This window comes from Streptomyces sp. R28, from assembly GCF_041052385.1.
Taxonomy (GTDB): domain Bacteria; phylum Actinomycetota; class Actinomycetes; order Streptomycetales; family Streptomycetaceae; genus Streptomyces.
The window spans coordinates 6177284-6197212 of record NZ_CP163439.1; the positions used below are offsets into that span (position 1 = coordinate 6177284).

20 protein-coding genes and 5 pseudogenes are annotated in these 19929 nt (G+C 70.7%); 11 read left to right on the forward strand and 14 right to left on the reverse strand.

All coding sequences use genetic code 11. The annotated features are described in order from the left end of the window. The first annotated feature begins 45 nt into the window (after positions 1-45). Entirely contained in the window at positions 46-732 is a 687-nt protein-coding gene (locus AB5J49_RS27660) for a PaaI family thioesterase (protein WP_369171472.1), read from the forward strand. A 1-nt stretch (position 733) separates the two neighbouring features. On the opposite strand, the gene AB5J49_RS27665 is transcribed toward AB5J49_RS27660, so the two are convergent. The 3 genes from AB5J49_RS27665 to modA are packed head-to-tail and all read right to left on the reverse strand — an operon-like array spanning position 734 to position 3515. After that, on the reverse strand, positions 734-1834 hold the full coding sequence (locus tag AB5J49_RS27665; RefSeq protein WP_369171474.1) for an ABC transporter ATP-binding protein: 1101 nt from the start codon (positions 1832-1834) through the stop codon (positions 734-736). Beyond that, entirely contained in the window at positions 1831-2691 is an 861-nt protein-coding gene (gene modB, locus AB5J49_RS27670) for a molybdate ABC transporter permease subunit (protein ID WP_369171475.1), read from the reverse strand. The genes AB5J49_RS27665 and modB overlap by 4 nt, the downstream gene beginning before the upstream one ends. Further along, positions 2688-3515, reverse strand: a complete 828-nt coding sequence (gene modA, locus AB5J49_RS27675; RefSeq protein WP_369171476.1) for a molybdate ABC transporter substrate-binding protein — start codon at positions 3513-3515, stop codon at positions 2688-2690. The genes modB and modA overlap by 4 nt, the downstream gene beginning before the upstream one ends. 223 nt (positions 3516-3738) lie before the next feature. On the opposite strand from modA, the pseudogene AB5J49_RS27680 reads away from it, so the two are divergent. After that, a pseudogene (locus AB5J49_RS27680) lies at positions 3739-4222 on the forward strand (molybdopterin-dependent oxidoreductase). Between the two features lie 117 nt (positions 4223-4339). On the opposite strand, the gene AB5J49_RS27685 reads toward AB5J49_RS27680, so the two are convergent. From AB5J49_RS27685 to AB5J49_RS27700, 4 genes and pseudogenes are all read right to left on the reverse strand, one after another. Continuing rightward, on the reverse strand, positions 4340-4735 hold the full coding sequence (locus AB5J49_RS27685) for a molybdopterin-binding protein (protein ID WP_369171477.1): 396 nt from the start codon (positions 4733-4735) through the stop codon (positions 4340-4342). Between the two features lie 73 nt (positions 4736-4808). Then, positions 4809-5966, reverse strand: a pseudogene (locus AB5J49_RS27690) (MFS transporter); the annotation flags it as partial. Positions 5967-6241: 275 nt separating this feature from the next. Next, the gene (locus tag AB5J49_RS27695) at positions 6242-6385 is read right to left on the reverse strand and encodes a bacterioferritin-associated ferredoxin (protein ID WP_369171478.1); all 144 of its coding nucleotides are present in this window, start codon (positions 6383-6385) and stop codon (positions 6242-6244) included. After that, complete coding sequence (locus AB5J49_RS27700; RefSeq protein WP_369171480.1) at positions 6378-7046, reverse strand: HAD family hydrolase; 669 nt, start codon at positions 7044-7046, stop codon at positions 6378-6380. Before AB5J49_RS27700 ends, AB5J49_RS27695 begins: the two co-directional genes overlap by 8 nt. A 166-nt stretch (positions 7047-7212) precedes the next feature. Here AB5J49_RS27700 and AB5J49_RS27705 point away from each other — a divergent pair, with 166 nt between their 5' ends. Continuing rightward, the gene (locus AB5J49_RS27705) at positions 7213-7386 is read left to right on the forward strand and encodes a hypothetical protein (RefSeq protein WP_369171481.1); all 174 of its coding nucleotides are present in this window, start codon (positions 7213-7215) and stop codon (positions 7384-7386) included. A 115-nt stretch (positions 7387-7501) separates the two neighbouring features. On the opposite strand, the pseudogene AB5J49_RS27710 reads toward AB5J49_RS27705, so the two are convergent. Then, positions 7502-7738: pseudogene (locus AB5J49_RS27710) on the reverse strand (UDP-N-acetylglucosamine 1-carboxyvinyltransferase); the annotation flags it as partial. Positions 7739-7846: 108 nt separating this feature from the next. On the opposite strand from AB5J49_RS27710, the pseudogene AB5J49_RS27715 reads away from it, so the two are divergent. Both AB5J49_RS27715 and AB5J49_RS27720 read left to right on the forward strand, forming a co-directional pair. Beyond that, positions 7847-8029, forward strand: a pseudogene (locus AB5J49_RS27715) (heavy metal transporter CzcB); the annotation flags it as partial. Continuing rightward, positions 8026-8580 (forward strand): flavoprotein, encoded by a 555-nt coding sequence (locus tag AB5J49_RS27720; RefSeq protein ID WP_369171483.1) that lies wholly within the window; start codon positions 8026-8028, stop codon positions 8578-8580. The pseudogene AB5J49_RS27715 and the gene AB5J49_RS27720, both read left to right, overlap by 4 nt. Here the strand turns inward: AB5J49_RS27720 and AB5J49_RS27725 are convergent. The 4 genes and pseudogenes from AB5J49_RS27725 to AB5J49_RS27740 form a co-directional block, all read right to left on the reverse strand. Continuing rightward, a pseudogene (locus tag AB5J49_RS27725) lies at positions 8581-8928 on the reverse strand (mobilization protein); the annotation flags it as partial. A 338-nt stretch (positions 8929-9266) separates the two neighbouring features. Then, entirely contained in the window at positions 9267-10211 is a 945-nt protein-coding gene (locus tag AB5J49_RS27730) for an MBL fold metallo-hydrolase (protein WP_369171485.1), read from the reverse strand. Next, a complete protein-coding gene (locus AB5J49_RS27735; protein ID WP_369171486.1) occupies positions 10208-11206 on the reverse strand; it encodes a fumarylacetoacetate hydrolase family protein in 999 nt (332 codons plus the stop codon). The genes AB5J49_RS27730 and AB5J49_RS27735 overlap by 4 nt, the downstream gene beginning before the upstream one ends. 2 nt (positions 11207-11208) lie before the next feature. Continuing rightward, on the reverse strand, positions 11209-12654 hold the full coding sequence (locus AB5J49_RS27740; RefSeq protein WP_369171488.1) for an amidohydrolase family protein: 1446 nt from the start codon (positions 12652-12654) through the stop codon (positions 11209-11211). A gap of 201 nt (positions 12655-12855) precedes the next feature. Here AB5J49_RS27740 and AB5J49_RS27745 point away from each other — a divergent pair, with 201 nt between their 5' ends. Continuing rightward, the gene (locus tag AB5J49_RS27745) at positions 12856-13722 is read left to right on the forward strand and encodes a LysR family transcriptional regulator (protein WP_369171489.1); all 867 of its coding nucleotides are present in this window, start codon (positions 12856-12858) and stop codon (positions 13720-13722) included. 202 nt (positions 13723-13924) lie between these two features. On the opposite strand, the gene AB5J49_RS27750 is transcribed toward AB5J49_RS27745, so the two are convergent. Both AB5J49_RS27750 and AB5J49_RS27755 read right to left on the reverse strand, forming a co-directional pair. Beyond that, the gene (locus tag AB5J49_RS27750; protein WP_369171491.1) at positions 13925-14290 is read right to left on the reverse strand and encodes a hypothetical protein; all 366 of its coding nucleotides are present in this window, start codon (positions 14288-14290) and stop codon (positions 13925-13927) included. Positions 14291-14304: 14 nt separating this feature from the next. Beyond that, positions 14305-15561, reverse strand: coding sequence for a helix-turn-helix transcriptional regulator (locus AB5J49_RS27755; RefSeq protein WP_369171492.1), 1257 nt, complete (start codon positions 15559-15561; stop codon positions 14305-14307). A 166-nt stretch (positions 15562-15727) separates the two neighbouring features. On the opposite strand from AB5J49_RS27755, the gene AB5J49_RS27760 reads away from it, so the two are divergent. The 5 genes from AB5J49_RS27760 (at position 15728) to AB5J49_RS27780 (ending at position 19911) form a co-directional block, all read left to right on the forward strand. Continuing rightward, positions 15728-16099, forward strand: coding sequence for a hypothetical protein (locus AB5J49_RS27760; protein ID WP_369171494.1), 372 nt, complete (start codon positions 15728-15730; stop codon positions 16097-16099). Positions 16100-16234: 135 nt separating this feature from the next. Continuing rightward, entirely contained in the window at positions 16235-16363 is a 129-nt protein-coding gene (locus AB5J49_RS27765) for a hypothetical protein (RefSeq protein ID WP_369171496.1), read from the forward strand. Between the two features lie 606 nt (positions 16364-16969). Next, positions 16970-18283 carry an asparagine synthase gene (locus AB5J49_RS27770; protein ID WP_369171497.1) on the forward strand — a complete coding sequence of 438 codons (1314 nt, stop codon included), beginning with the start codon at positions 16970-16972 and terminating at the stop codon, positions 18281-18283. Next, positions 18280-19029: a trans-aconitate 2-methyltransferase gene (locus AB5J49_RS27775; protein WP_369171498.1), complete on the forward strand. Its 750-nt coding sequence runs from the start codon at positions 18280-18282 to the stop codon at positions 19027-19029. The genes AB5J49_RS27770 and AB5J49_RS27775 overlap by 4 nt, the downstream gene beginning before the upstream one ends. Before the next feature lie 192 nt (positions 19030-19221). Further along, positions 19222-19911: a YdcF family protein gene (locus AB5J49_RS27780; RefSeq protein ID WP_369171499.1), complete on the forward strand. Its 690-nt coding sequence runs from the start codon at positions 19222-19224 to the stop codon at positions 19909-19911. Positions 19912-19929: the final 18 nt, after the last annotated feature.

The following is a 19929-nucleotide window of genomic DNA, read 5'->3' on the forward strand; positions in this document are numbered from 1 at the left end:
CACACCAGGGCCCCGCCCCGCCCCCCTCACCCACCGAGAAACCCGATGCACACCTCTCTGACCGACCCGGCGCCCGCCGAACCCACCTCACCGACGCCCGAGGAACTGGAACACCAGAAGGCGGCCATCACCCGCCTCGGCGACGAACTGCGCGCTCTCATGGAAGCCACCGTCCGCACCGCCGCCTCCCCCGACACCCTCCACCGCGTGGCGGACGGCGTCCGTCACATCACCGGTCAGCTGACGGGGCGACGGCGCGCACGGGCGGAGATCCCGGAGGTGGACGAATTCCCCGGGGGCGCACGGATGTACAGCCCCGTCACCGGCCCCGGCAGCCCGCTTGCCCCGCCCCTCCACATCACACCCGACGCCGACGGCCTGGTGGGCCACTGCACCCTCGGCATCGCCCACGAAGGCCCGCCCGGCTACGGTCACGGCGGCATGAGCGCCATGCTCCTGGACGAACTCATGGGCCGCGCCTGCGCGGCAGCCGGAACGGCCGGCCTGACCGGCTCCCTGCAGATGCGCTACCACCGCCCGGTCCCGCTGGAGACACCCCTGCGAGTGCTGGCCCGCATCACCGGCACGGACGACCGCAAGGTCTTCGTGAGCGGGTCGATCACCACCGGGGCGGACCCGGACGCACCCCTCGTCACGGCCGACGGGGTCTTCGTCACCCCCGACCCCGACCGCGCTCGCGCCCTGTTCCCGGGGCTGCGTCCGCAGGGGTGAGTCAGGCGGGATACGCGTGTGTCTGGGCCGCCTTGACCGTCGCCCAGACCGTGGCTCCGGGGCGCAGGTCGAGTTCGGCGGCCGCGACCGTGGTGAGGTCGGCGGCCAGGGGGAGTTCGCCGGTGAGGGCGGCGCGGATCTGGTCGCCGTGGGTCTCCAGGCCGGCCACCTCGCAGCGCCAGAGGTTGCGGGCACTGGATCCGGTGGGGCGGTCGCGGTGGAGGGTGACCGCGCTGGGCGGGAAGGCCACGAAGGCCGGGCCGGTGAGCGCCTCCGTGGTCGTGACCGAGACTTCGGTGGCGCCGTCCACGCGGACCGTGTGTCCCTCGGCCTGCCCCCGATAGAGGTTGAGTCCGACCAGGTGGGCGATGTAGTCGGTGCGCGGGTGGCGGGCGATGTCGGCGGGGGTGCCCTCCTGGACGATGCGGCCGTCCTCGATGACGACGAGGTGGTCGGCCAGCACCATGGCGTCCAGGGGATCGTGCGTGACGAGTACGGCGACCGCTTCGAAGTCGGCCAGGTGGTGGCGGAGTTGGGCACGCACGTCGAGGCGGGTGCGGGCGTCGAGGGCGGCCAGGGGTTCGTCGAGGAGCAGCAGGCGGGGGTGGGTGGCCAGGGCGCGGGCGAGGGCTACGCGCTGGGCCTGGCCGCCGGAGAGGCGGCGGGGCTTGGCACCGGCGTGGCCGGCGAGACCCATGCGCTCCAGCCACTCGGCGGCCTGGGCCCGGGCCTGCGCCTTGGTCGCGCCGTGGCAGCGCGGCCCGAAGGCCACGTTGTCCAGCGCGGTGAGGTGGGGGAAGAGCAGGTAGTCCTGGAAGACGACGCCGACCGGGCGGGACTCCGGCCGCGTACGGTCCAACTCCGCGCCGTCCAGCCGTAGATGGCCGTCGGTGAGCGGGACGAGCCCGGCGAGGGCGCGCAGGGCGGTGGTCTTGCCCGCGCCGTTGGGGCCGAGGAGCGCGACCACGTCACCGGGGGCCGCGCTCAGCGCCACGTCGAGGTGGAAGGAGCCGCGCTCGACCACCAGCCGGGCGTCGAGTCCCTCACCGGTCCGGCCGGGTGCGCCGACGGTGTCCTGGGCGGTCTTCGCGATGTCGGTCATGAGGCGGTCATCCAGCGATCACGCAGTCCCGCGAGGACCGCGACGGACACGGCCAGCAGGACGAGGCTGAGGGCGATCGCGGCCTCCGGGTCGCTCTGCAACGCCAGGTAGACGGCGAGCGGCATGGTCTGCGTACGCCCGGGGAAGTTGCCGGCGAATGTGATGGTCGCGCCGAACTCGCCGAGCGCACGGGCCCAGGCCAGTACGGCCCCGGCCGCGATGCCGGGGGCGATGAGCGGCAGCGTGACCCGGCGGAACGCGGTGAAGCGGGAGGCGCCCAGGGTGGTGGCGGCCTCCTCGTAGCGGGGGTCGGCGGCCCGCAGGGTGCCCTCCACACTGATCACGAGGAACGGCATGGCGACGAACGCCTCCGCGACCACCACCCCGGCGGTGGTGAAGGGCAGGGTGATCCCGAACCATGCGTCCAGCCACTTTCCGATGACGCCGTTGCGGCCGAGCGCCATCAGCAGCGCCACACCGCCCACCACCGGCGGCAGGACGAGCGGGAGGGTGACGAGGGCCCGTACGACACCTCGCCCCGGGAACTCGACCCGGGCCAGCAGCCAGGCCAGCGGCACCCCGATCACCAGGCTCACCGCGGTCGCCGCCGTCGCGCAGACCAGCGACAACTGCAGTGCCTGCCACACCTCCGTGCTGGTCAGCAGGTCGGGCATGCTCCGCCACGGGGCCCTGATCAGCAGCGCGACGAGCGGGAGGGCCAGGAAGGCCAGGCCGATCAGCGCGGGCAGGAGAAGGGGCAGCGGGGCGCCCCCGCGGACGCGTACGCGGCGGCGGCGCGGGCCACCGGTCAGGGTGTCCGCGGCGCCGGCCTTGTCCGGGGAGGACGGGGACGTCACGGCTTGAGGAACCCGGCCGCGTTCAGGACCTTCTGGCCCTCGGCGGACTGCACCAGCGCGATGAACGCCTCGGCGGCCGCGGCGTTCGGTGCGTCCTTGAGCAGGGTGATCGGGTAGTCGTTGATGGCGTCGGCCGACTCGGGGAACTCCACGCCCTCCACCTTGTCACCCGCGGCCTTCACATCGGTCTTGTAGACGACCGCGGCGTCGGCCTCCTTCAGCACCACCTTGTTCAGGGCGGCCTTGACGTCCTCCTCGTAGGAGACCGGGGTGAGCTTCAGCTTGCTTGCGTCCAGGGCCTTCTGCGCCGCGGCGCCGCACGGCACCGCCTGGTCGCACAGCACGACCTTCAGGTCGGACTTGGTGAGGTCCTTCAGCGAGGCGACCTTGCCGGGGTTGCCCGGCAGGGTGGCGATGTCCAACTGGTTGCGCACGAAGGTGGCGGGCGTGCCGGAGGCGTCCCCGGCGTCGGTGACGATCTTCATCGTCTTGGGGCTGGCCGAGGCGAACACGTCCGCCGGGGCGCCGCCGGTGATGCTCGCGGCGAGTGCGTCGCTGCCGCCGAAGCTGAAGGTCACCTTGGTGCCCGGGTGAGCCTTCTCGAACTCCTTGCCCAGCGTCGTGAAGCTCTCCTTCAGCGAGGCGGCGGCGAAGACGGTCACCTCGCCGGACAGTCCTGCCGAGGCGGAGGCCGACGCGGAGGAGTCCGACTTGGCCGACGAGGTGCCGTCCGAGGAGGAACAGGCGCTCAGGGCCAGCAGGGCTGCGGCGCCTGCGCCGGTCACCTGCAGTGTCCGACGGGTCCGGCGCACGGAACGGGTCATCACGGGTCCACTCCCTCTGGTCCTGAACGGACTCACTTGGTCCTGAACAGACTCACTCTGGTCCTCGACGGACCCCCTCACGGCAACGCAGATGATACTTCCGCAAGTGCGAGGGGAAAGTCTCCTGTCGCATCGCATGAGCTGGATCTTCCATCTGCTGGCATGGCATGTGCGTTTGTACGGGACGGGTCCTCGGGTACGGTCGCCCGGGAGGTGGTAGCCCGTGAGTCAGTCCCTCGCAGCCGCCCGTACGGCCGCCGAACCGATGGCGGAACTCGTCCTCACCGGCGATCTGGCCCGTCCGGCCCGGCTGACGGTGCCCGACCTTCTCGCCTGGCCCCAGCACCAGGCCGAGGTCGCCTTCGAATGCGCCACCAGCGGTGTGCGGCACCACCGCTTCACCGGGCCGCTCCTGCACGACGTCCTCACGGACGCGGGCCCCGTCTTCGACCCCGCCCGCCGCAAGGACCGACTGCGCTTCCTTGATCGCCGTACGCGGCGCGGACGGCCACCACGCCCTGCTGTCCTGGGCGGAGATCGCCCCCGACTTCGGCCGCGCCCCCGTCCTGCTCGCCGCCACCCTCGACGACACCCCGCTCGACCGCGCCGGATCCCAGCTGGTCCTGCCCCAGGACCGCTGCGGGGCCCGGTACATCAGCGGCATCGAGGCGATACGGGTGGACGGCGGATACACCGCCTGGACCTGACGGCGGCGGGAGGAGCACGGCGACGGTGGCTCAGCTCCTGCACCGTGATCAAAACGGCCGGGGCGATGCGCCGTGGAGTGCGCCGCCCAGCCCGCCGGCCTGCCCGCGCCGGACCGCTCAGACGCGGTCGATGTGCACGTTCGTCGACTTCACCCGGGCGGTGGCCTCCATGCCGATCTCCAGCCCCAGCTCCTCCACGGCCTCCCGCGTGAGCAGCGACACCAGCCGGTGCGGCCCGGCCTGGATCTCCACCTGCGCCGCCACGTCACCGAGCTTGATCGCGGTGACGATGCCGGGGAACGCGTTGCGGACCGAGGTGTAGGAGGAGTCCTCCTCCCCGCTCCCGCCCTTGGCGAGCTCCACGGAGAAGGCGGCCAGGTCCTTCCCGTCGATGAGCCGCCTGCCGCCCTCGTCGCGGTGGGTCGCCACCCGGCCCGCGTCCGCCCATCGCCGCGCGGTGTCCGGACTCACGCCGAGCAGTCGCGCCGCCTGGCCGATCGTGTATGCCTGCATGGGCGACAACATAGGCCAGGGGTGGGGAGGGCGGTCGCAGGAGCAGGCCGGTGGGATCACCGCGCTCGTGGGCTCAGACCAGGTCGCGCAATCGGCCGACCGGGCTCAGGACGAGCGTCACAGCGGCCCCGGCACCCGCCACGGAGACCAGCCACAGGGCCTCGCGAGGCCGGGCGGTGCTCGCGAGCACACCGGCGGTCAGGGCGCCCACCGGCACGGCCCCCCAGGAGACGAAGCGGACGGTGGCCATCACCCGGGGCAGCAGCTCCGCCGGTGTGACGGTCTGCCGGTGGGTGCGGGTGAGGATGCTCAGCACCACGACACCCACCGTGAACCCGGTGGCACCCACCACGTACAGCAGCACTCCCCAGCCGCCGAAGGCCAGGGGGACGAACAGGGCGAGCAGGGCGCCGGCCGAGGTCGCGGCAACCACGGCACGGGCGCCGCCGAACCTCGCGGTCAGCAGGGGGGTCATGGCCGCCCCGAGCAGGCTGCCCGCTCCCTCGGCGGCCATCAGCAGGCCGACCAGACCGACCGGGAGACCCAGTGTGCGGACGAGGAAGACCGGGGTCAGCGCCATGAGCGCGCCGCAGGCGAAGTTGACCAGTGTCGCGGCGGCCGTACAGGGGCCGATGACCGGGTGACGCGTCACGAAGCGCCAGCCGTCCCGGATCAGCCGGCCGACGGAGGCGCCCGCCGGTGGACGTGCCTCGTGGTCGGGCCGCGGCAGGCTCCGCAGCAGGAACGCGGAGACGAGGTAACTCGCCACATCCACCAGGAGGCTGGCCGTGGCACCCATCACCTGCACCAGGACGCCGCCCATGGAGGGGCCTCCCAGCTGGGTGGCGGCCGACGAGGCAGAGGTCAGGCTGTTGCGGGCGGTCAGCTCTTCCTTGCTGACGATCGACGGCAGAAAGGTCGAGTTTCCGACGTCGAAGATGACGGTGGCCAGGCCGATGAGCAGCGCGACCAGGACGAGGTGGGCCAGGGACAGCTTCCCCAGCGCAGCCGCCAGCGGCACGCACAACAGCACCAGCGCCCGGAGGAGGTCCATGGCCACCTGGGTGCCGCGGAGCGGAAGCCGCTGCACGAGCACTCCGGCCGGAAGGCCGATCAGGATCCAGGCGCCGTAGGTGGCGGCGGTTATGAGGCTCACCTCGAAACTGCTCGCCCGCAGGACCTCCAGTGCCACCAGCGGAAGCGCCACCGTGGTCACCGCGTCGCCGAGGCCGCTGGCGGTGGAGCCCGCTCAGTACCGCCAGAAGGCGCCGGCGTCGCGGCGGCGTGCGGGCTGCTGATGCCCGACCGGTGTGTCCGTCATTGTTCGTAGTCTCTTCCGTGCCGTACTGGTCGTCGTACTGATCGCGGGCGCCTCGGGCCGATCAGCAGTGGCGGCGGCAGTGCCTCAGCGCGGCGGTCGGCTGGTCCGCCGGCCCGGGCGCCACGGCTGCACGGCGTGAGTTCGCGGTCGACCAGGACGAAGTCGCTGTCGAAGCCGACCGGGTTTCAGTGGCTCGTCCCCGTCAGCCCCGCCCGGCCCGGTGCCTGCGCCTCGGCCAGGGTGCGGCACCCCCGGGCGGCGGCCGCCAGGATTTCGCTCTCCCGTACCCGACGGCACAGGCAGATCAGCGGGTCGTCGGTGTCAGGCACCCTGAGCGAGTCCTTCCGCCCAGTCGACCAGTTCGCGATCGACGAGCGCGGACGCGAGATGGTCGTGGTCGAGAGCGGTGCCGGGCAGGGACGGTACGGCCACCACGTACAGCCCCGCGCGACGTGCCGCCGTGATGCCGGTGGCGGAGTCCTCGAAGGCAACCGAGCGGGCCGGGAGCACGCCCAGCGCCTCGCACGCCTTCAGATAGAGATCGGGGGCCGGCTTGGCGGCCGCCACCTCGTCGGCCGCGAAGGAGACCGGGAAGAGGTCGGCGAGACCGGCCGAGGCGAGGGCGGTGTCGAGGAGTTCGCGGGGGCTGTTGCTGGCGACCGCGACAGGGACGGCTCGGGTGCAGGCCTTGACCAGCTCGGCGGCCCCGGGGAGGGCGTCGGCGCCGCTGGCCAGTTCCTGCCGTACGAGGTCCAGAAGTTCCGCGGCGAGTTCGGCACCGGCTCCGGGCCGGCCGAAGTAGTCGGCCATCGCCTCACCCGCGCCCGCCGGCGTACGGCCGATCACCAGAGCCTTCTGCTCGACGCCGAACTCGTGCCCGTGCGCGGCGAAGATCTTGGTCTCGGCTCTCGTCCAGCAGACCTCGGTGTCGACGAGCAGCCCGTCGCAGTCGAAGACGACGGCTTGGGGGGTACGGGGAAGGGACGTCACGCTTCTTTCCTCCAGTCGGTCGCCGACACGGTCGCCAACAAGGGTGCCCCTCTGGCTCGTTGCAGTCGATCCAGTCGATCCAGTCGATCCAGTCGGTCAGGACCGACAGGGCATCTCATCTTGCCGAGCCCGACGGGAGTGCGCCTTCGTCGAGGACCGACAGCCAATGCCGTACGTCAGCGCGGGTGTCGTGCGAGCGGGCGAGGTCTCCCCACTGGTCGGAGCGTGCGGCCGGCCGCGTGAGGCTCTGCGCGGAGTCCAGGTCATGGGCCGGAACGTCGGCTCCGAGATCGGCGAGCAGGCTTCGGGCCGGGCACTCTTCGCCGGTGGACGGCGGTGATGCGATCAGGGCGGTGCGCAGCCAGGCGGTGCCGGTCCGCTAGCAGAACAGTCGCAACTCCCGCACCAGGTCGACTGGTTCATCGGCGGTGTGGACGAAGTTGATGCGTGTGCCGGCTCTCAGTCGGCATGAGCACTGCGGTCGTCTGCTCACCGATGGGCCGGGCAACGTGCCAGCCCGCCTGCTCCAACAGGGCCGGCAAGATCTGGACGTCCGTGTTCACAGGGATGTTGCCCAGCCGCACAGGGCGGCCAAGGGCCCCTGCCGCGGCCAGCAGCGGCAGAGCGGCGTTCTTCGAGCCATCCACAGCGACGGTGCCGGTGAGTGGGGACCCGGGGCGTACGGCGATCACCTCGGCGGCCCGACTGGAGGTGCTGGTGGGCACGGTCAACTCCTTTGCAGGGGAAGGGAGACGGTCGTCTTCGGCGCCGGGCGGACGGGCAGGGCGATCTCGGCCCAGCACAGCCAGCAGGGCCGCCTCTCCGACGGCTACCAGGCCCTGCGCATCGCCGAGACCTGCGCCGCCCGGGATGTCCGCCGACCCGCCGTCCGCGACCTGGTCGCCGACATGGCCGCCCGAGACCGCCGCCGCACCCTGCCGGAACTGCACCACTTCAGCCGCCAACTGGGAGTCCCTGCGTGAGTGAGCCGAACGACCCGGTGAAGAAGCCCTTCCTGTACGTCGTCGTTTGCGCCTGCGGCATCGCCGGCGACGTCTGCAAACTGATCACCGCCGCGCAGGGGCAGCACTGGGACGTCGGCGTCGTCGCCACCCCGCAGGCACTGGGCTTTCTCGACACCGAGGCGATCGAGGAGCAGACCGGCTACCCCATCCGCTCCGCCTGGCGAACACCCGGCGAGGCCCGCCCACTGCCGCCCGCCCATGCCATCGCGGTGGCGCCGGCCACCTTCAACACGGTCAACAAGTGGGCGGCAGGGATCTCCGACACCCTCGCCCTGGGCATCCTGTGCGAGGCGTACGGCATGGGCATCCCGACCGCCGTCCTGCCGTATCTGAACTCGGCGCAGGCCGCCCACCCCGCCTATCGCCGCAGTCTGGACTGGCTGCGGGAGATGGGTGTGCTGATCGGTTCGTACGAGCCGCATCGTCCGAAGGCCGGGGGCGGGGCGGACCGCTTCCGCTGGGAGAAAGCGGTGGAACTGCTCACCCCCAAGCTGTCCGCCCAAGCCTGATCAGCGCCGTCGTGTCGGATGCGGCGGAGATCGGACGGGTGGGGTGGGGCGCTGCGTGCCGCTGCGCGCCCTCGCTGCCTGGGCTCGGGGACTGGGCGGATGGCGTTCGCCGAGGCAGCGGATGCGCCAGGCCAGTGCGCGGGCGGGGCTGCGGGCGTCGTCCAGGGTGCGCTGTCCGAGCGCCTGGTCGAGGACAGCGGCCGCGTTGTGTCCTGCTGCTTCGGCCTCGGCGAGCACGGTGGCGAGTGCGTCCCAGGCGGAGTCGGCCACGGTGCGCTCGGCGTGTTCCGGTACAGCCTGCTGGAGGTGGTGGGCGAAGCGGCGTTTGGTCTGCGGGCTGGGTGCCCTGTGCCCTGGCCGCCTGACGGCCCCTCCCGGCACATGACAAAGGCGGGACCCGAAAGCCCCGCCCGCACCAAAGAAGCCCCAGGTCAGGGCCACACCAGGCAATAAGGCTGATGCCCCGCCTCATGCAACCGATGGCTGAAGTCCTGCCACTCATGCAGCGATTGGTGACGGGAGGGCGCTGACCTGGGGCTTCGCAAGGGAATGTGAGTTGACCTGGGAAAACTCCTCTCGGTAGTTCTCACGGGTCAACGCCGTTTCCCAGGCTCATGTGCCCTGGATGTGCCCTCGCGGCCTCTCACCAGGGGGCGCTGTCGCTTCGTGAGGTAGGCGGATGCCGGTCAGACCTGGGTGTGGAGGGGGCCCGAGTTGTAGGTGATCGTGTCGGAGAATGCCTGGGGCAGGTCGAAGGGGTGGCCGGTGGTGTCGGCGTAGGCGCGGTGCAGGTTGAGGACGATGCGTTCCGCGTCGGGCAGATCGGCGAATGAGCCGAGGCGGCAGGTGCGCGCCGCTTGCAGGGGTGTGAGGCCGTCGCGCAGGCCGGCCTGGGCGGTGGTGTGGACGAGTCGGTAGTACGCGCGGTGCTGGTCGAGTACCGCCGGCAGGGTGTGTGCGTCGATGACGGGGCCGTGGCCCGGTACGACGTGTTCGGGTGCGAAGGAGGCGATCCAGTCCAGGGAGCGCAGGGCGCCGTCCAGGGAGCCCATGAACACCAGTGGGGTGACGCGGTGGAAGAGCAGGTCTCCGGCGAACAGCACGCGTTGTTCGGGGAGCCAGGCGATCAGGTCGCCGCTGGTGTGCGCGGGGTGGCCGGGGTGGTGGAGTTCGATCGGATGGCTGTCGCTGTGCAGGGTGAGTGCTGTGCGGATGGTGAGGTCCGGGGCGCGCCGGGTGACCGCGCCCCAGTCGGGCACGGGCTGCCAGATCGGCGGGCAGCCGTCGATGACGGTGTCGGTCAGGATGCCTTCGCGGGTGGCTTCGTGCGCGATGACCACCGTGGTGCGGGGCAGCAGGCTGTTGCCGTGGGTGTGGTCGCCGTGCAGGTGGGTGTTGACCAGGTAGCGGATCGGTGTGCCCGGTGCCGCCCGGCCGACGGCGCCCAGCAGGTCCCGGGTGCGGTTCTCGGTGGCGCAGGTGTCGATGAGGACGGTGTGGTCGTCGGTGGTGACGAACCCGGCATTGTTGATCCACCAGGAGCCGTCGTGCTGGATCCAGGCGTACACGCCGGGGGCCACGGCGTGTACGGTGCCCGCAGTGTCCGGCGCCGGGCTCTGGGCGGGGGTCATCGGTGGCCTCCGTGGGGTGCGGGGGCGTGCGGGTGCGAGGTGGCCCGCAGGTCGCCGACGGGGCGCTCGGCACGCTCGGTCACGCGGGAGGTCTGGGTGCCCAGGTGCTCGACGCTGAGGGTGACGGTGTCTCCCGGGGCCAGGGGTGGGTGGGCGTCGAGTCCGCGGCGTCCCCACAGTTCGGCCAGGCAGCCGCCGCCGCAGGTCCCGGAGCCGAGGATGTCGCCGGTGCGGACCTCGGTGCCCCGCGAGGCGTATGCGATCATCTGGGCGTAGCTGAAGGCCATGTTGCTCCACAGGTCCTCGCCGACGACGGTGCCGTTGACGGCCGCCGTCATCCGCAGGCCGTAGGCGTTGCCCGCGCGGTGGGGCTCCAGTTCGTCGGGGGTGACGAACACCGGGCCGAGCGTGGTGGCGCTGTCCTTGCCCTTGGCGGGGCCGAGGCGGACCTGCATCTCCGTGAACTGCAGGTCGCGCGCGGACCAGTCGTTCATCAGCACGTATCCGGCGATGTGGGACTCGGCCTTGTCGACGCTGAGGTCCCGGCCGCCTCGGCCGATCACGGCGGCGACCTCCAGTTCGAAGTCGAAGCGTGTGCAGCCCGGCGGGATGCGCACGTCGTCCTGCGGGCCCTGGATGGCGTAGGGGTTGGTGAAGTAGAAGGCCGGAGCCTCGTACCACTGCTCGGGCGGGGCTGTCTCCGGTCCGCCCAGCCTGGCCACGCCCTCGATGTGGCTCTCGAAGGTCATGAAGTCCCGCACGGTTGGCGGCTGGGGAATCGGTGCCCGCAGCCTGAGCGAGGCGTAGGGGTGCACGGCACGGGGATCGCGCAGCGCGTCGTCCGCGGCGTCGCGCAACCGCTGCGGGTCGTCGAGCAGGTCGATGAGACGGATACCGGGTGGCAGCGCGTGGACGAGGTCGTCGGCGTCGAGTACGCCGACGCGGTCGCCACTGTCGCTGTCGCCGTCGTTTTCGGTGTAGGTGACGAAGCGCATGATCACTTTCCGGGCTGCTGGTGCTCGGGGGTCGCCTGGAGTTCCGACGACATACGGGCGATGAGGCCCCAGCCCTCCGGCGGGGTGCCGGGCAGGGGGCGCCCGGCGTCGGCGAGCCGGCCGAGCACTGTTTCGGCCGAGGCGTCCGCCCGTGCCAGCAGGGCCGGAAGGTCGGTGCCGGTGAGGCGGCCGTCGCGCTTTGCGAAGCGGCCGGCGACCAGGACGTGGCGGACGTCGGCGGGGGTGGTCTGGAAGACGAGGGTGCCGGCCGGGTCGAGGTGCGGGTGCTGGGACATGCCGGGCCCGCCGGTCACGATGATGTCGGCCTGCTTGCCCGGGGTGAGGCTGCCGATGCGGTAATCGAGTCCGATCGCCTCGGCCGCGTTGACCGTGGTCCAGGCCAGCGCCTCCTGCGCGGTGACGGTCACCGCCGTGGGGTCTGCGCCGGCGAGGTTGAGCGTCTCGGTGTCGGCCCAGCGCTGAAAGGCCAGGCCCATGCGGGTCTGGGTGAACAGGTCGCCGGTGTTGAGGGAGACGATGTCGCAGGACAGGGTCGGTCTGATGCCGTGCCGGCGGGCCGCGGCGAAGGCGGGGCGGCCCATGCCCATATTGAGTTCGGTCTCCACCGAGATCGACAGCTTGGCGCCGTGGTCGGCGAGCAGGCGCCACTCGTCGTCGGTGAGGGTGTTGCAGTGCACGTGGACCTGGTCGGGTCCGAGCAGGCCCGCCGCGGCGAATTCGCGTACGCCGCTCGGCAGTGACCACACGCAGCCGGTGTGCGTGACGATCAGCGCGTCCCGTTCGCGGGCGGCGGCGATCTCGGCGCGGGTGGTGTCGAACGGCAGCGTGCCGTACTCGGTGAGCGCCACCCCGAGGGTCAGCAGCGCGTCCCGGCTCGGGAAGTGGGCATCGGCGACGCGCCGGAAGTCCGCCAGGCGCAAGCCGTGGTCGGTGAAGTGCGGCGGCTGGAGCGGGTTCGACTCGAAGAAGCCGTAGCCGAACACCGCGCGGATTCCCGCGTCCCGCAGCCCGGTGATCGCGGCGTCGGCGTGCTCAGGCGTGTTGTTGCAGTGCGAGAAGTCCAGGATCGTGGTGACACCGGAATTCAAGGCGTCCAGGGCGCCGAGGTGATTGCCTAGGTGAACGTCTTCGGCGAGGTAGGCCGGTGAGACGCCGAGCCGGATGCCGAACAGGTAGTCCGCCAGGGTCCAGTCGGCGCACAGGGCGCGCAGCTGCGTCTGCCAGGTGTGCCGGTGTGTGTCGATCATGCCGGGCGCCACAATGTGCCCCGTGACGTCCACCGTCTCCGCCTCGTCGACGGAGAGGTCCGGTGCCACCGCGGCGATCACACCGTCCTCGATCAGCACGTCGCCGCGGGGCAGACTCCCCAGCTGCGGATCCATGGTCAGGACAGTGCCGCCGCGCAGCACAACGCGATGCCGAGCCATGATGATGACTCCTTCGTCATCCGAGCCACAGAGGCAGTGCCTCCCGTGGACTCACCTCACCAGAGGAGGAAGCCGGGGATCATCAGCCGAAACGGTTGTGAACCGGCCGTGACCGAGGTGTTGACGGCCTGGACTCCTCTGACGTAAACGGAAGCACCGGCAGTGCGGGCGGTACGGAGCGGGAGGCACGGAGGCACAGGCATGGACATCCGGGCGCTCCGCTACGCGGTGACACTGGCGGAGGAACTGCACTTCGGCAGGGCCGCGCAGCGGCACTACATCAGCCCCCAGCCCTTCGGCCGCCACATCCAGCGGCTGGAACGGGAACTGGGCACCAAGCTCTTCGAACGCACCAGCCGCCGGGTGACCCTCACCCCTGAGGGCGAGCGGCTGATCGCCGAGGCCCGAGCTTTGCTCGACACCGTGGACTCCCTCACCGAACACCACCGCCGCCGCACCACCGACGAAAAACTCCTCACGCTGGGAGTCCTGGGCTTCGGACTCGCCGAACGCTGGCCGGACCTGACTGCGGCGGTGCACGGCCACGATCCCGAAATCGCCTTCTCCTACGCCGAACTGGACCTGGCCGACCAGTACGAAGCGGTCCGCAGCCACCGGGTCGACGTGGGCATCGTCCAGTACGTCGGCCCCGTCGACGGGCTCGTCTTCGAGCACGCGCTGACCATGCCCCGAGTCGTGGTCGTCCCCGCCCGCTCCCCTCTCGCCGACGCCGACCGTCTGACCGAGGCCGACGTCAGTGACAGCCCGTGGCTGCCCACTGCCCTCGCCCATCCCGCGCTCGAAGCATGGTCCGGCCCCGCTGCCGACGGGTCCCACAGCCGCGGCGCCCTGCGCCACCCCGCCGCCATACCAGGAGCCGTGGCGACAACCGGCCGCATAGCCCTGCACGCCGAAGCCGCCGGCCGCTTCTACCCACACCCGGACGTCCGGTTCGTCCCGCTCGACGGACCGCCCGTGGAGATCGCCGTCGCCACCCGCGCCGCCGACGACCGCCACGCCATCGCCGCCGTCCGCCACGCCACGCGTCTTCTCGGCGGAGTTCGGTGAGTCGGCCAGAAGATCCGCGGGACTCTTCAGCCGGCGAGTGCTGTAGCCGGCTCCGAGAGCGTGGCGCAGGGATCCAACAACGCGGCGTGTGATTGCAGCCTTGGCCCGACTGGCCGGCCGCGCCGCGAGCCTGGCGGTCTGGGGCGTCCTGGCGCGATTCTCGGCCTCACTTTGCTGGGTGTGCCCTCCAGCGGCTGTGTGGCTACTTCGATGCGTCCTCGATGGCCTCGAAGATGTCGGCGTCCGTTTCCTTCTGCCAGTCGGGCAGGTCGGGCCAGTCGGCGACGTAGCCGGGCTTGGGGTCGTCGAAGTGCTTGTACATCTGGGCGGTCCAGCAAGTGGCGACGAAGCGGCTCTTCTGCTCGCGGGTGAGCCGGGAGGCGTGGCGGTCGCTGAGGTCGAGGAACTGGCGCACCTGGTCGAACACCGCGTCGGCGGCCTGGCGTTCCCATTCGGGGGTGTCTTCCCAGGGGGTGACGTAGCCGGGCTTGGGTTCGCCGGGGAAGTGCTTTCGAACGCCGGTGATCCAAGCCTCACGGAACACTCGTGCGCCCTCGATCTGCGACATGCCTTCCCCTCTCGTCACGTCGTGCACAGTGCGTCGATCTCCGCGCCCAGTTCGACCACACGGGTGTCGCGGGCGAGGGGGCCGAGGTCGGTTCGTAGCCCCTGGAGTTTACGGGCGACGTAGCCGGAGGACGTCGCTCGGGCGAGTTGCAGGGCCTCGCGGCCGTAGTTGAGGACTTGGTCCGGGTCGTGCCGCTTGGCGCCGATGGACGCGAGGTCGGTGAGGACGGCGCCGCGGCGCCGGAAGGACTGCCCGGAGGCGAGTACGTCCTGGCTCAAAGCAGTGGTGAGGGCCTTCTCGGCGAGGTCGAGGCGGCCGAGCTGGAGGTAGCGGGCGCCGCGTTCCTCGGCGAGGCGGGAGCCGTCGAAGCGCAGCCAGCCGCCGTTGTGGAACGGGCCGTTGAGGTCCGTGACCTTCTCCGCCTCGTCCAAGGCGCGCTCGCAGGCGGACAGGTTCCCGAGTCCGGCATACGCCTCGGCCTGGACGGAGGCGACCCAGTGGCGGGTGGACAGGGAGCTGTCTCCTTGCCGCGCCACCCTTTCAGCAGCCGAGAGTGCGGTGGCGGCCTCGGCGTAACGCCGTTCGTACAGGTCGACGTATGCGTGTCGTACCAGGGCGCATGCCCAGAGGTCGTAGGACTTGGCTTCCTTGCTGGCGGAGGCGGCGAGTGTGTAGGAGGCTGCTGCGTCGGTGTAGCGGTTGCCGTCGAAGGCCAGTTCACCGGCGAGCTGGAAGAGGTCGCCGGCCGCGCTGCACAGGGCCTGGGATTCAGCTGCCGGCTGGCCGTCGAGGGTGTCGTTGAGTGTGGTGAGCTGGTCGCGGACGACCGGGTACACGGAGCCCTTGGCGCGGGCGAGTTGATACACCTGCCACAGGTGGACGTTCATGCGCAGGAAGTCCTCCGACATCCCACGGTGGGCTCCGTCGGTGAGGGCGGCGCTCTCGTCGTCCGGGAGGGCCACCAGGGCGCTGGTGACGGCTATGGCGCGCAGAAACTGGCGTCGGATCATGTCGTCGGGGTCCCCTGAGCCGTGGTGGTCGCGAGGCGGCGACCCTGCCGACTCCGGACGGGCTGCTTGTGGCTGTCCCACCAAGGTGTCGAGTGCGTCAAGGTCGAGGTGCAGCAGCTCGGCCAGCCGTGGCCGTAATGGCGGCTGGGGTGTGGTGGTCCGAGTCTCCCAGCGCCCGATCGTGCGCCGGTCGACGCCGAGGGCGTGCGCGAGCTCTTCCTGACTGTAGCCCAGCGCCCTGCGCCGCTCCGCAAGCCCCATGCCGCCCCCTTTCCACGTTCCCGTCCGTGTCTACCCTGGCGGTGCCGATCTGTCCCACGAGTGTCCCAGGACTGCCTCATGGATGCCGTGGTCCGCGCCAACCCACTCCGGTTTCCTGGACGTTGTCAGCCACGACAACGGTGGACACCGGAGAAGGGGTGCGGGCATGGGAACACAGAGCGCCATGTCGTCCGAGGCGGCGCAGCTCCCGATCGTCCTGGAGGCGGTCAACGAGAGCGTGTCCACGGCGCTTGCCGTCGGGCTGGCGATGCCCGAGCGCCCAATGATCGACGCGACGACCCGGGACCTGGTCGGCCACCTCAGAGCGCTGATGGCCGAGGACCTCGGCTTCGACGAGGACCCGGCCGTGCAGGCGCTGTTCCGGGAGGGCTACCGGGTCCTAGACCTGACGCGCCGGCCGACCGCGGAGTCCACCCAATTCGGTGCCTACCAGTACATGCGTGAAGTCGGCCTGCTGACCAGGCGCTTCGCCGACGTCTACCGCGAGGCGCAAGAACAGGACGACGCCGATGCCTGACGAAGCCCCCACCGATCTGCCCATGCGCCCGCCCGGAGCGACCCTGCCTGAACAGGAACGGGCACGACGCCTCTTCATCAGTCCACCCGGCCTTCCGCCCTTCGTCCGGCAACCCGAGAAGGGTCACTGCGAACAATGAAGAACAGCCGGCGCAACAACTTGCGCCGTGACCCCTATGGCTGGCGCCAGTGGCTGCTGTCAGCTCTGATCATCGCCTCCACCGCACCGGTCGCCTGGGCCTTCTGGTACTTCGACCACTCCTAGCCCTCGACGGGCACTCACTGACCCCCGCTCTAGCTGCGCGAGCCCTCAGGAAGACCCGGTTCCCCACCGGGGCGGGCTCAACAACTCCCCAGCGGCCAGAGCGGGATCCCAGCAGGCGGCATCACCGGCGGCACCCTGCCGCCGGGGCAGTCCCCTCGATGAGCTCCCGTCCCGGTCGCCGGTCTGCCCGCGGCCGGGGCGGGTCCAGGGCTCCGCACTTCGCGGGGCTCGTCCACTCACTCCGTAGGAGAGGAAAGGCCATGAACATCGACGAACTGTTCACCGGCGACCTGATCACCGGCGTCCCCAGCATGGACGCGGCGCTGCTCGACAAGATGCCCGGCGGTGGCGACAACAACGGCGACCACTGCAGCTGATCAGCCCGTGAACGCGGTGGAGCAGGGCCTAGCGCCCTGCTCCACCGCCCCATGACCGAGGGGGAAGCAGGTGCTTTCGTTTCGTGTGCGTCTGGCCGACACCCGGAGCACAACCTGGCGCTGGGACACAGACCGGTGGGTCAGCGGGCAGAGCTGGATCAGACCCGCTCACGCGGCTGCTTTGGAAGCCGAGCTTGCGCCGGGCGATGGATCCGGCGTCTGTGCGCTGGTGAGGGAGGACAAGGGCGGGGAGGTCGACTTCACGTCCCTGCTCCTACGCCCGGACGAGGTTCAGGTTTCGGCGGGAGTATTCGGCACCGCGCCGCTGTATCTCGTAGCGGTCGGGGAAGACCTGTACGGCTCGTGGGACTTGGCCGACCTACGGCCTCACCTGGGACTTGACCGACTCAATCCCCAGGCCGTGGCACGCGCCTTGACCCGCCAGCACCGCTACAGCGCCGACACCCTCTTCGACGGCGTGTACCGGCTCACGGAACGCGCCACGGCCGTCTTCACGACCGCGGGACTCACGATCCTCTACCCCGAGCCCGCCCAGCACGTACTGGAACCCCGAAGGCTGCGCCCGGGCGTTGACCCGGTGGACGCGTTCGATGCGCTGCTGACGGAGGTTGCGGCCGGGTGGCGTTCTACGGCCAGCTGCGTCGGCGTCGAGGTGTCCGGCGGGGCCGACTCGGGCAACGTGGCTCTCTCCACCGCAGCAGCCGGCTTCGGATCCGTCCGCACATTCGGCCTGCTCATGGGCGGCCGGATCGGTCGCCTTCAGCAAGACCGACGTCGCATGCTGGTGGATCACCTGGGACTGCGGGACACCGCCGAGCCGGCCATGCAGCACCCGCCGTTCGTGCCCGGTGGGGCACGGGAGCGCGGATTGCCGCACGACCCGGCAGGAGCCTTCTACCAGGAGGCGTTCGACGTTTTGCGCGGGCACGTGGCCGCCCACGGTTGCGAGGTGGTCTTCACGGGCGGTGGCGGGGATGAGGTCAATGCCTGCCACTCCCGTACGGGCGCCGAACTCCCCGCGGCAGAGCCCATCCCTTGGCTCGGGGACAAGGCCATCGAGGCCCTGGCCCAGGTGGACGAGAACCTCGCCCCCATCCCCGTGCTCCCGGTGCCAACGCTCATGGCCTTCGGCCTGCACAACCCGGCCTACCTGAGACTCGGAATCTGGCCGGTGGCTCCGCTCGTCCACCCCCGAATCGTCCGCTTCATGGAGCAACTGCCACACGAGCACAAGGAGGGCAAGGCGATGTTCCGCGACCGTCTGCGGCGTGCCGGACTGCCCGAGTCCGTCGCGGCCCCGACCGAACCGGAGAACTTCCTCGCGGTCATGGAGTCGGGCCTGCGCAGTTACGGCCTTCCCCTCCTGGACGACATGCTCCGCGAGTCACTGCTGGTGGACCTCGGCTACGTTGATCCCGTCGCCCTGGCCCGAGCCCGGGAGCACGCCGAGCGAGCCCCCGTGGTGCCAGACTTGCTGTGCGACACACTCGCCCTGGAAGTCGGACTCCGGAGCCTTGCATGAGCAGCCTGGACATCGTGGAGGCAGAACGCCTCGATGCGTCGAACCTCTTCTACCGGGACCCCACGCTGTACGACCACGTGCAGGCCGACAGCGACAGCGCGAGCCTCTGCCGAGAACTCATCGACCGGCACTACCCCGAAGCCCGCACACTGCTGGACTTCGGCTGCGGCACCGGCAGGGACCTGGAACTGCTCGCCCAGCGCTTCGACTGCATCGGCGTCGATCTCCAGCCCGGCCTGGTCGACTACGCACGCCGCACGCACCCCGACCTCGACGTCCGAGTCGGGGACATGCGCACCGTCCGACTCGGCCACACCGCCGACGTCCTGGGGTGCCTGGGCAACTCGCTCGCCTACGTGCACGACAACGCTGACGTCCGGGCAGCGTTCCAGACCTTCGCCGCACACGCGCACCCGGGCACCCTGCTCGTCCTGTGCTCCCCGGTAGCCCCGATCGAGTCTCCGAGCCCTCAACATGCCCGCGTAGAGACCCCCCGCGGGGCCGCCACGGTGACCATCAGCTACCAGTGGGACCTGCGGACACAGATCAACACCATGCGCCGACACTGGGTGTTCGACTCGGGGGAGGAGTGCCACGATGCCATCCGGCGGCGTGTTCTCGGCCCTCGCGAACTGGAGCTGCACGCGCTCCTCGCCGGTTTCGAGGTCCTTGAGATTGTCAACGAAACCGGCGAACTGCCTGTCCTGGGTCCAGGCGCCTACACGGCGGCTCGCTATCAGGGGTGAGGCTCCGGCCAATGCTGCTGCGGCATGGCGAGTTGGGCCATCGCCTGAAAGCCGAGGACTCCGCTTGATCGGCAGGCGGTTGCTCGCTGACCTCGACTGGGCAGCATGGCGGGAAGGAATCGGGGTCGCCCTCCAGCACGTGCTGAATCCCCAGCCGCACAGCATCGAGGGCATCCGGAAGGACCAGCAGGGATGAGCCAGGGAGTGCCGGTGCCGGAGTACGAGCAGCGCCAGATCACCGACGAGCAGTTCCACGACGCGGTGCTGATCTGGGACTACCACCGGATGGGCCACGAGCGGCGGCCCTGCTCGGCGGCCATCGGCCTGGGCAGCCACGACCTGGGCGTCGCCACCACGGCCGTCGTCCTCTATCGCACCGGCTTCTTTCCGGTCGTGGTCTTCAGCGGCGGCAGCAGCCGCACCACCCGGGCCCGTTTCCCGCGCGGCGAGGCCGTCCACTACCGCGAGCACGCCCTGAACCTGGGCGTGCCGGACGAGGCAGTCCTGGTCGAGCCGAAGGCCGGCAACACCGGCCAGAACATCACCTTCTCCCGCGAGCTGCTGGCCGAGGCCGGCATCTCGGTCGAGTCGCTGATGCTGATCTCCAAGCCGTACATGGAGCGCCGCTCGTATGCGACCTGCCGCAAGCTGTGGCCCGAGGTGGAAGTCGTGTGCGCCTCCGAGCCGTTGGAGTTGGACGACTACATCAAGTCCATCGGAGACGAGAAGCTCGTCGTCGACATGCTCGTCGGCGATCTGCAAAGGGTGATCGAATACCCGAAGCTCGGCTTCGCCGTCGAGCAGGACGTACCGGGGGATGTCTATGACGCTTACGAGCGCCTCCTGGGCGCCGGCTTCGATAGCCGCCTCATCAATACCTGAAACGTGCCCCGCCTCGGG

What these genes read in the sequence shown, in the direction of transcription:
- AB5J49_RS27660 (WP_369171472.1), top strand. Translation starts at nt 46, where the DNA reads ATGCACACCTCTCTGACCGACCCGGCGCCCGCCGAACCCACCTCACCG.
- AB5J49_RS27665 (WP_369171474.1), bottom strand. Translation starts at nt 1,834, where the DNA reads ATGACCGACATCGCGAAGACCGCCCAGGACACCGTCGGCGCACCCGGC.
- modA (WP_369171476.1), bottom strand. Translation starts at nt 3,515, where the DNA reads ATGACCCGTTCCGTGCGCCGGACCCGTCGGACACTGCAGGTGACCGGC.
- AB5J49_RS27685 (WP_369171477.1), bottom strand. Translation starts at nt 4,735, where the DNA reads ATGCAGGCATACACGATCGGCCAGGCGGCGCGACTGCTCGGCGTGAGT.
- AB5J49_RS27705 (WP_369171481.1), top strand. Translation starts at nt 7,213, where the DNA reads ATGCCGTACGTCAGCGCGGGTGTCGTGCGAGCGGGCGAGGTCTCCCCA.
- AB5J49_RS27730 (WP_369171485.1), bottom strand. Translation starts at nt 10,211, where the DNA reads ATGACCCCCGCCCAGAGCCCGGCGCCGGACACTGCGGGCACCGTACAC.
- AB5J49_RS27735 (WP_369171486.1), bottom strand. Translation starts at nt 11,206, where the DNA reads ATGCGCTTCGTCACCTACACCGAAAACGACGGCGACAGCGACAGTGGC.
- AB5J49_RS27740 (WP_369171488.1), bottom strand. Translation starts at nt 12,654, where the DNA reads ATGGCTCGGCATCGCGTTGTGCTGCGCGGCGGCACTGTCCTGACCATG.
- AB5J49_RS27745 (WP_369171489.1), top strand. Translation starts at nt 12,856, where the DNA reads ATGGACATCCGGGCGCTCCGCTACGCGGTGACACTGGCGGAGGAACTG.
- AB5J49_RS27750 (WP_369171491.1), bottom strand. Translation starts at nt 14,290, where the DNA reads ATGTCGCAGATCGAGGGCGCACGAGTGTTCCGTGAGGCTTGGATCACC.
- AB5J49_RS27755 (WP_369171492.1), bottom strand. Translation starts at nt 15,561, where the DNA reads ATGGGGCTTGCGGAGCGGCGCAGGGCGCTGGGCTACAGTCAGGAAGAG.
- AB5J49_RS27760 (WP_369171494.1), top strand. Translation starts at nt 15,728, where the DNA reads ATGGGAACACAGAGCGCCATGTCGTCCGAGGCGGCGCAGCTCCCGATC.
- AB5J49_RS27765 (WP_369171496.1), top strand. Translation starts at nt 16,235, where the DNA reads ATGAAGAACAGCCGGCGCAACAACTTGCGCCGTGACCCCTATGGCTGG.
- AB5J49_RS27775 (WP_369171498.1), top strand. Translation starts at nt 18,280, where the DNA reads ATGAGCAGCCTGGACATCGTGGAGGCAGAACGCCTCGATGCGTCGAAC.
- AB5J49_RS27780 (WP_369171499.1), top strand. Translation starts at nt 19,222, where the DNA reads ATGAGCCAGGGAGTGCCGGTGCCGGAGTACGAGCAGCGCCAGATCACC.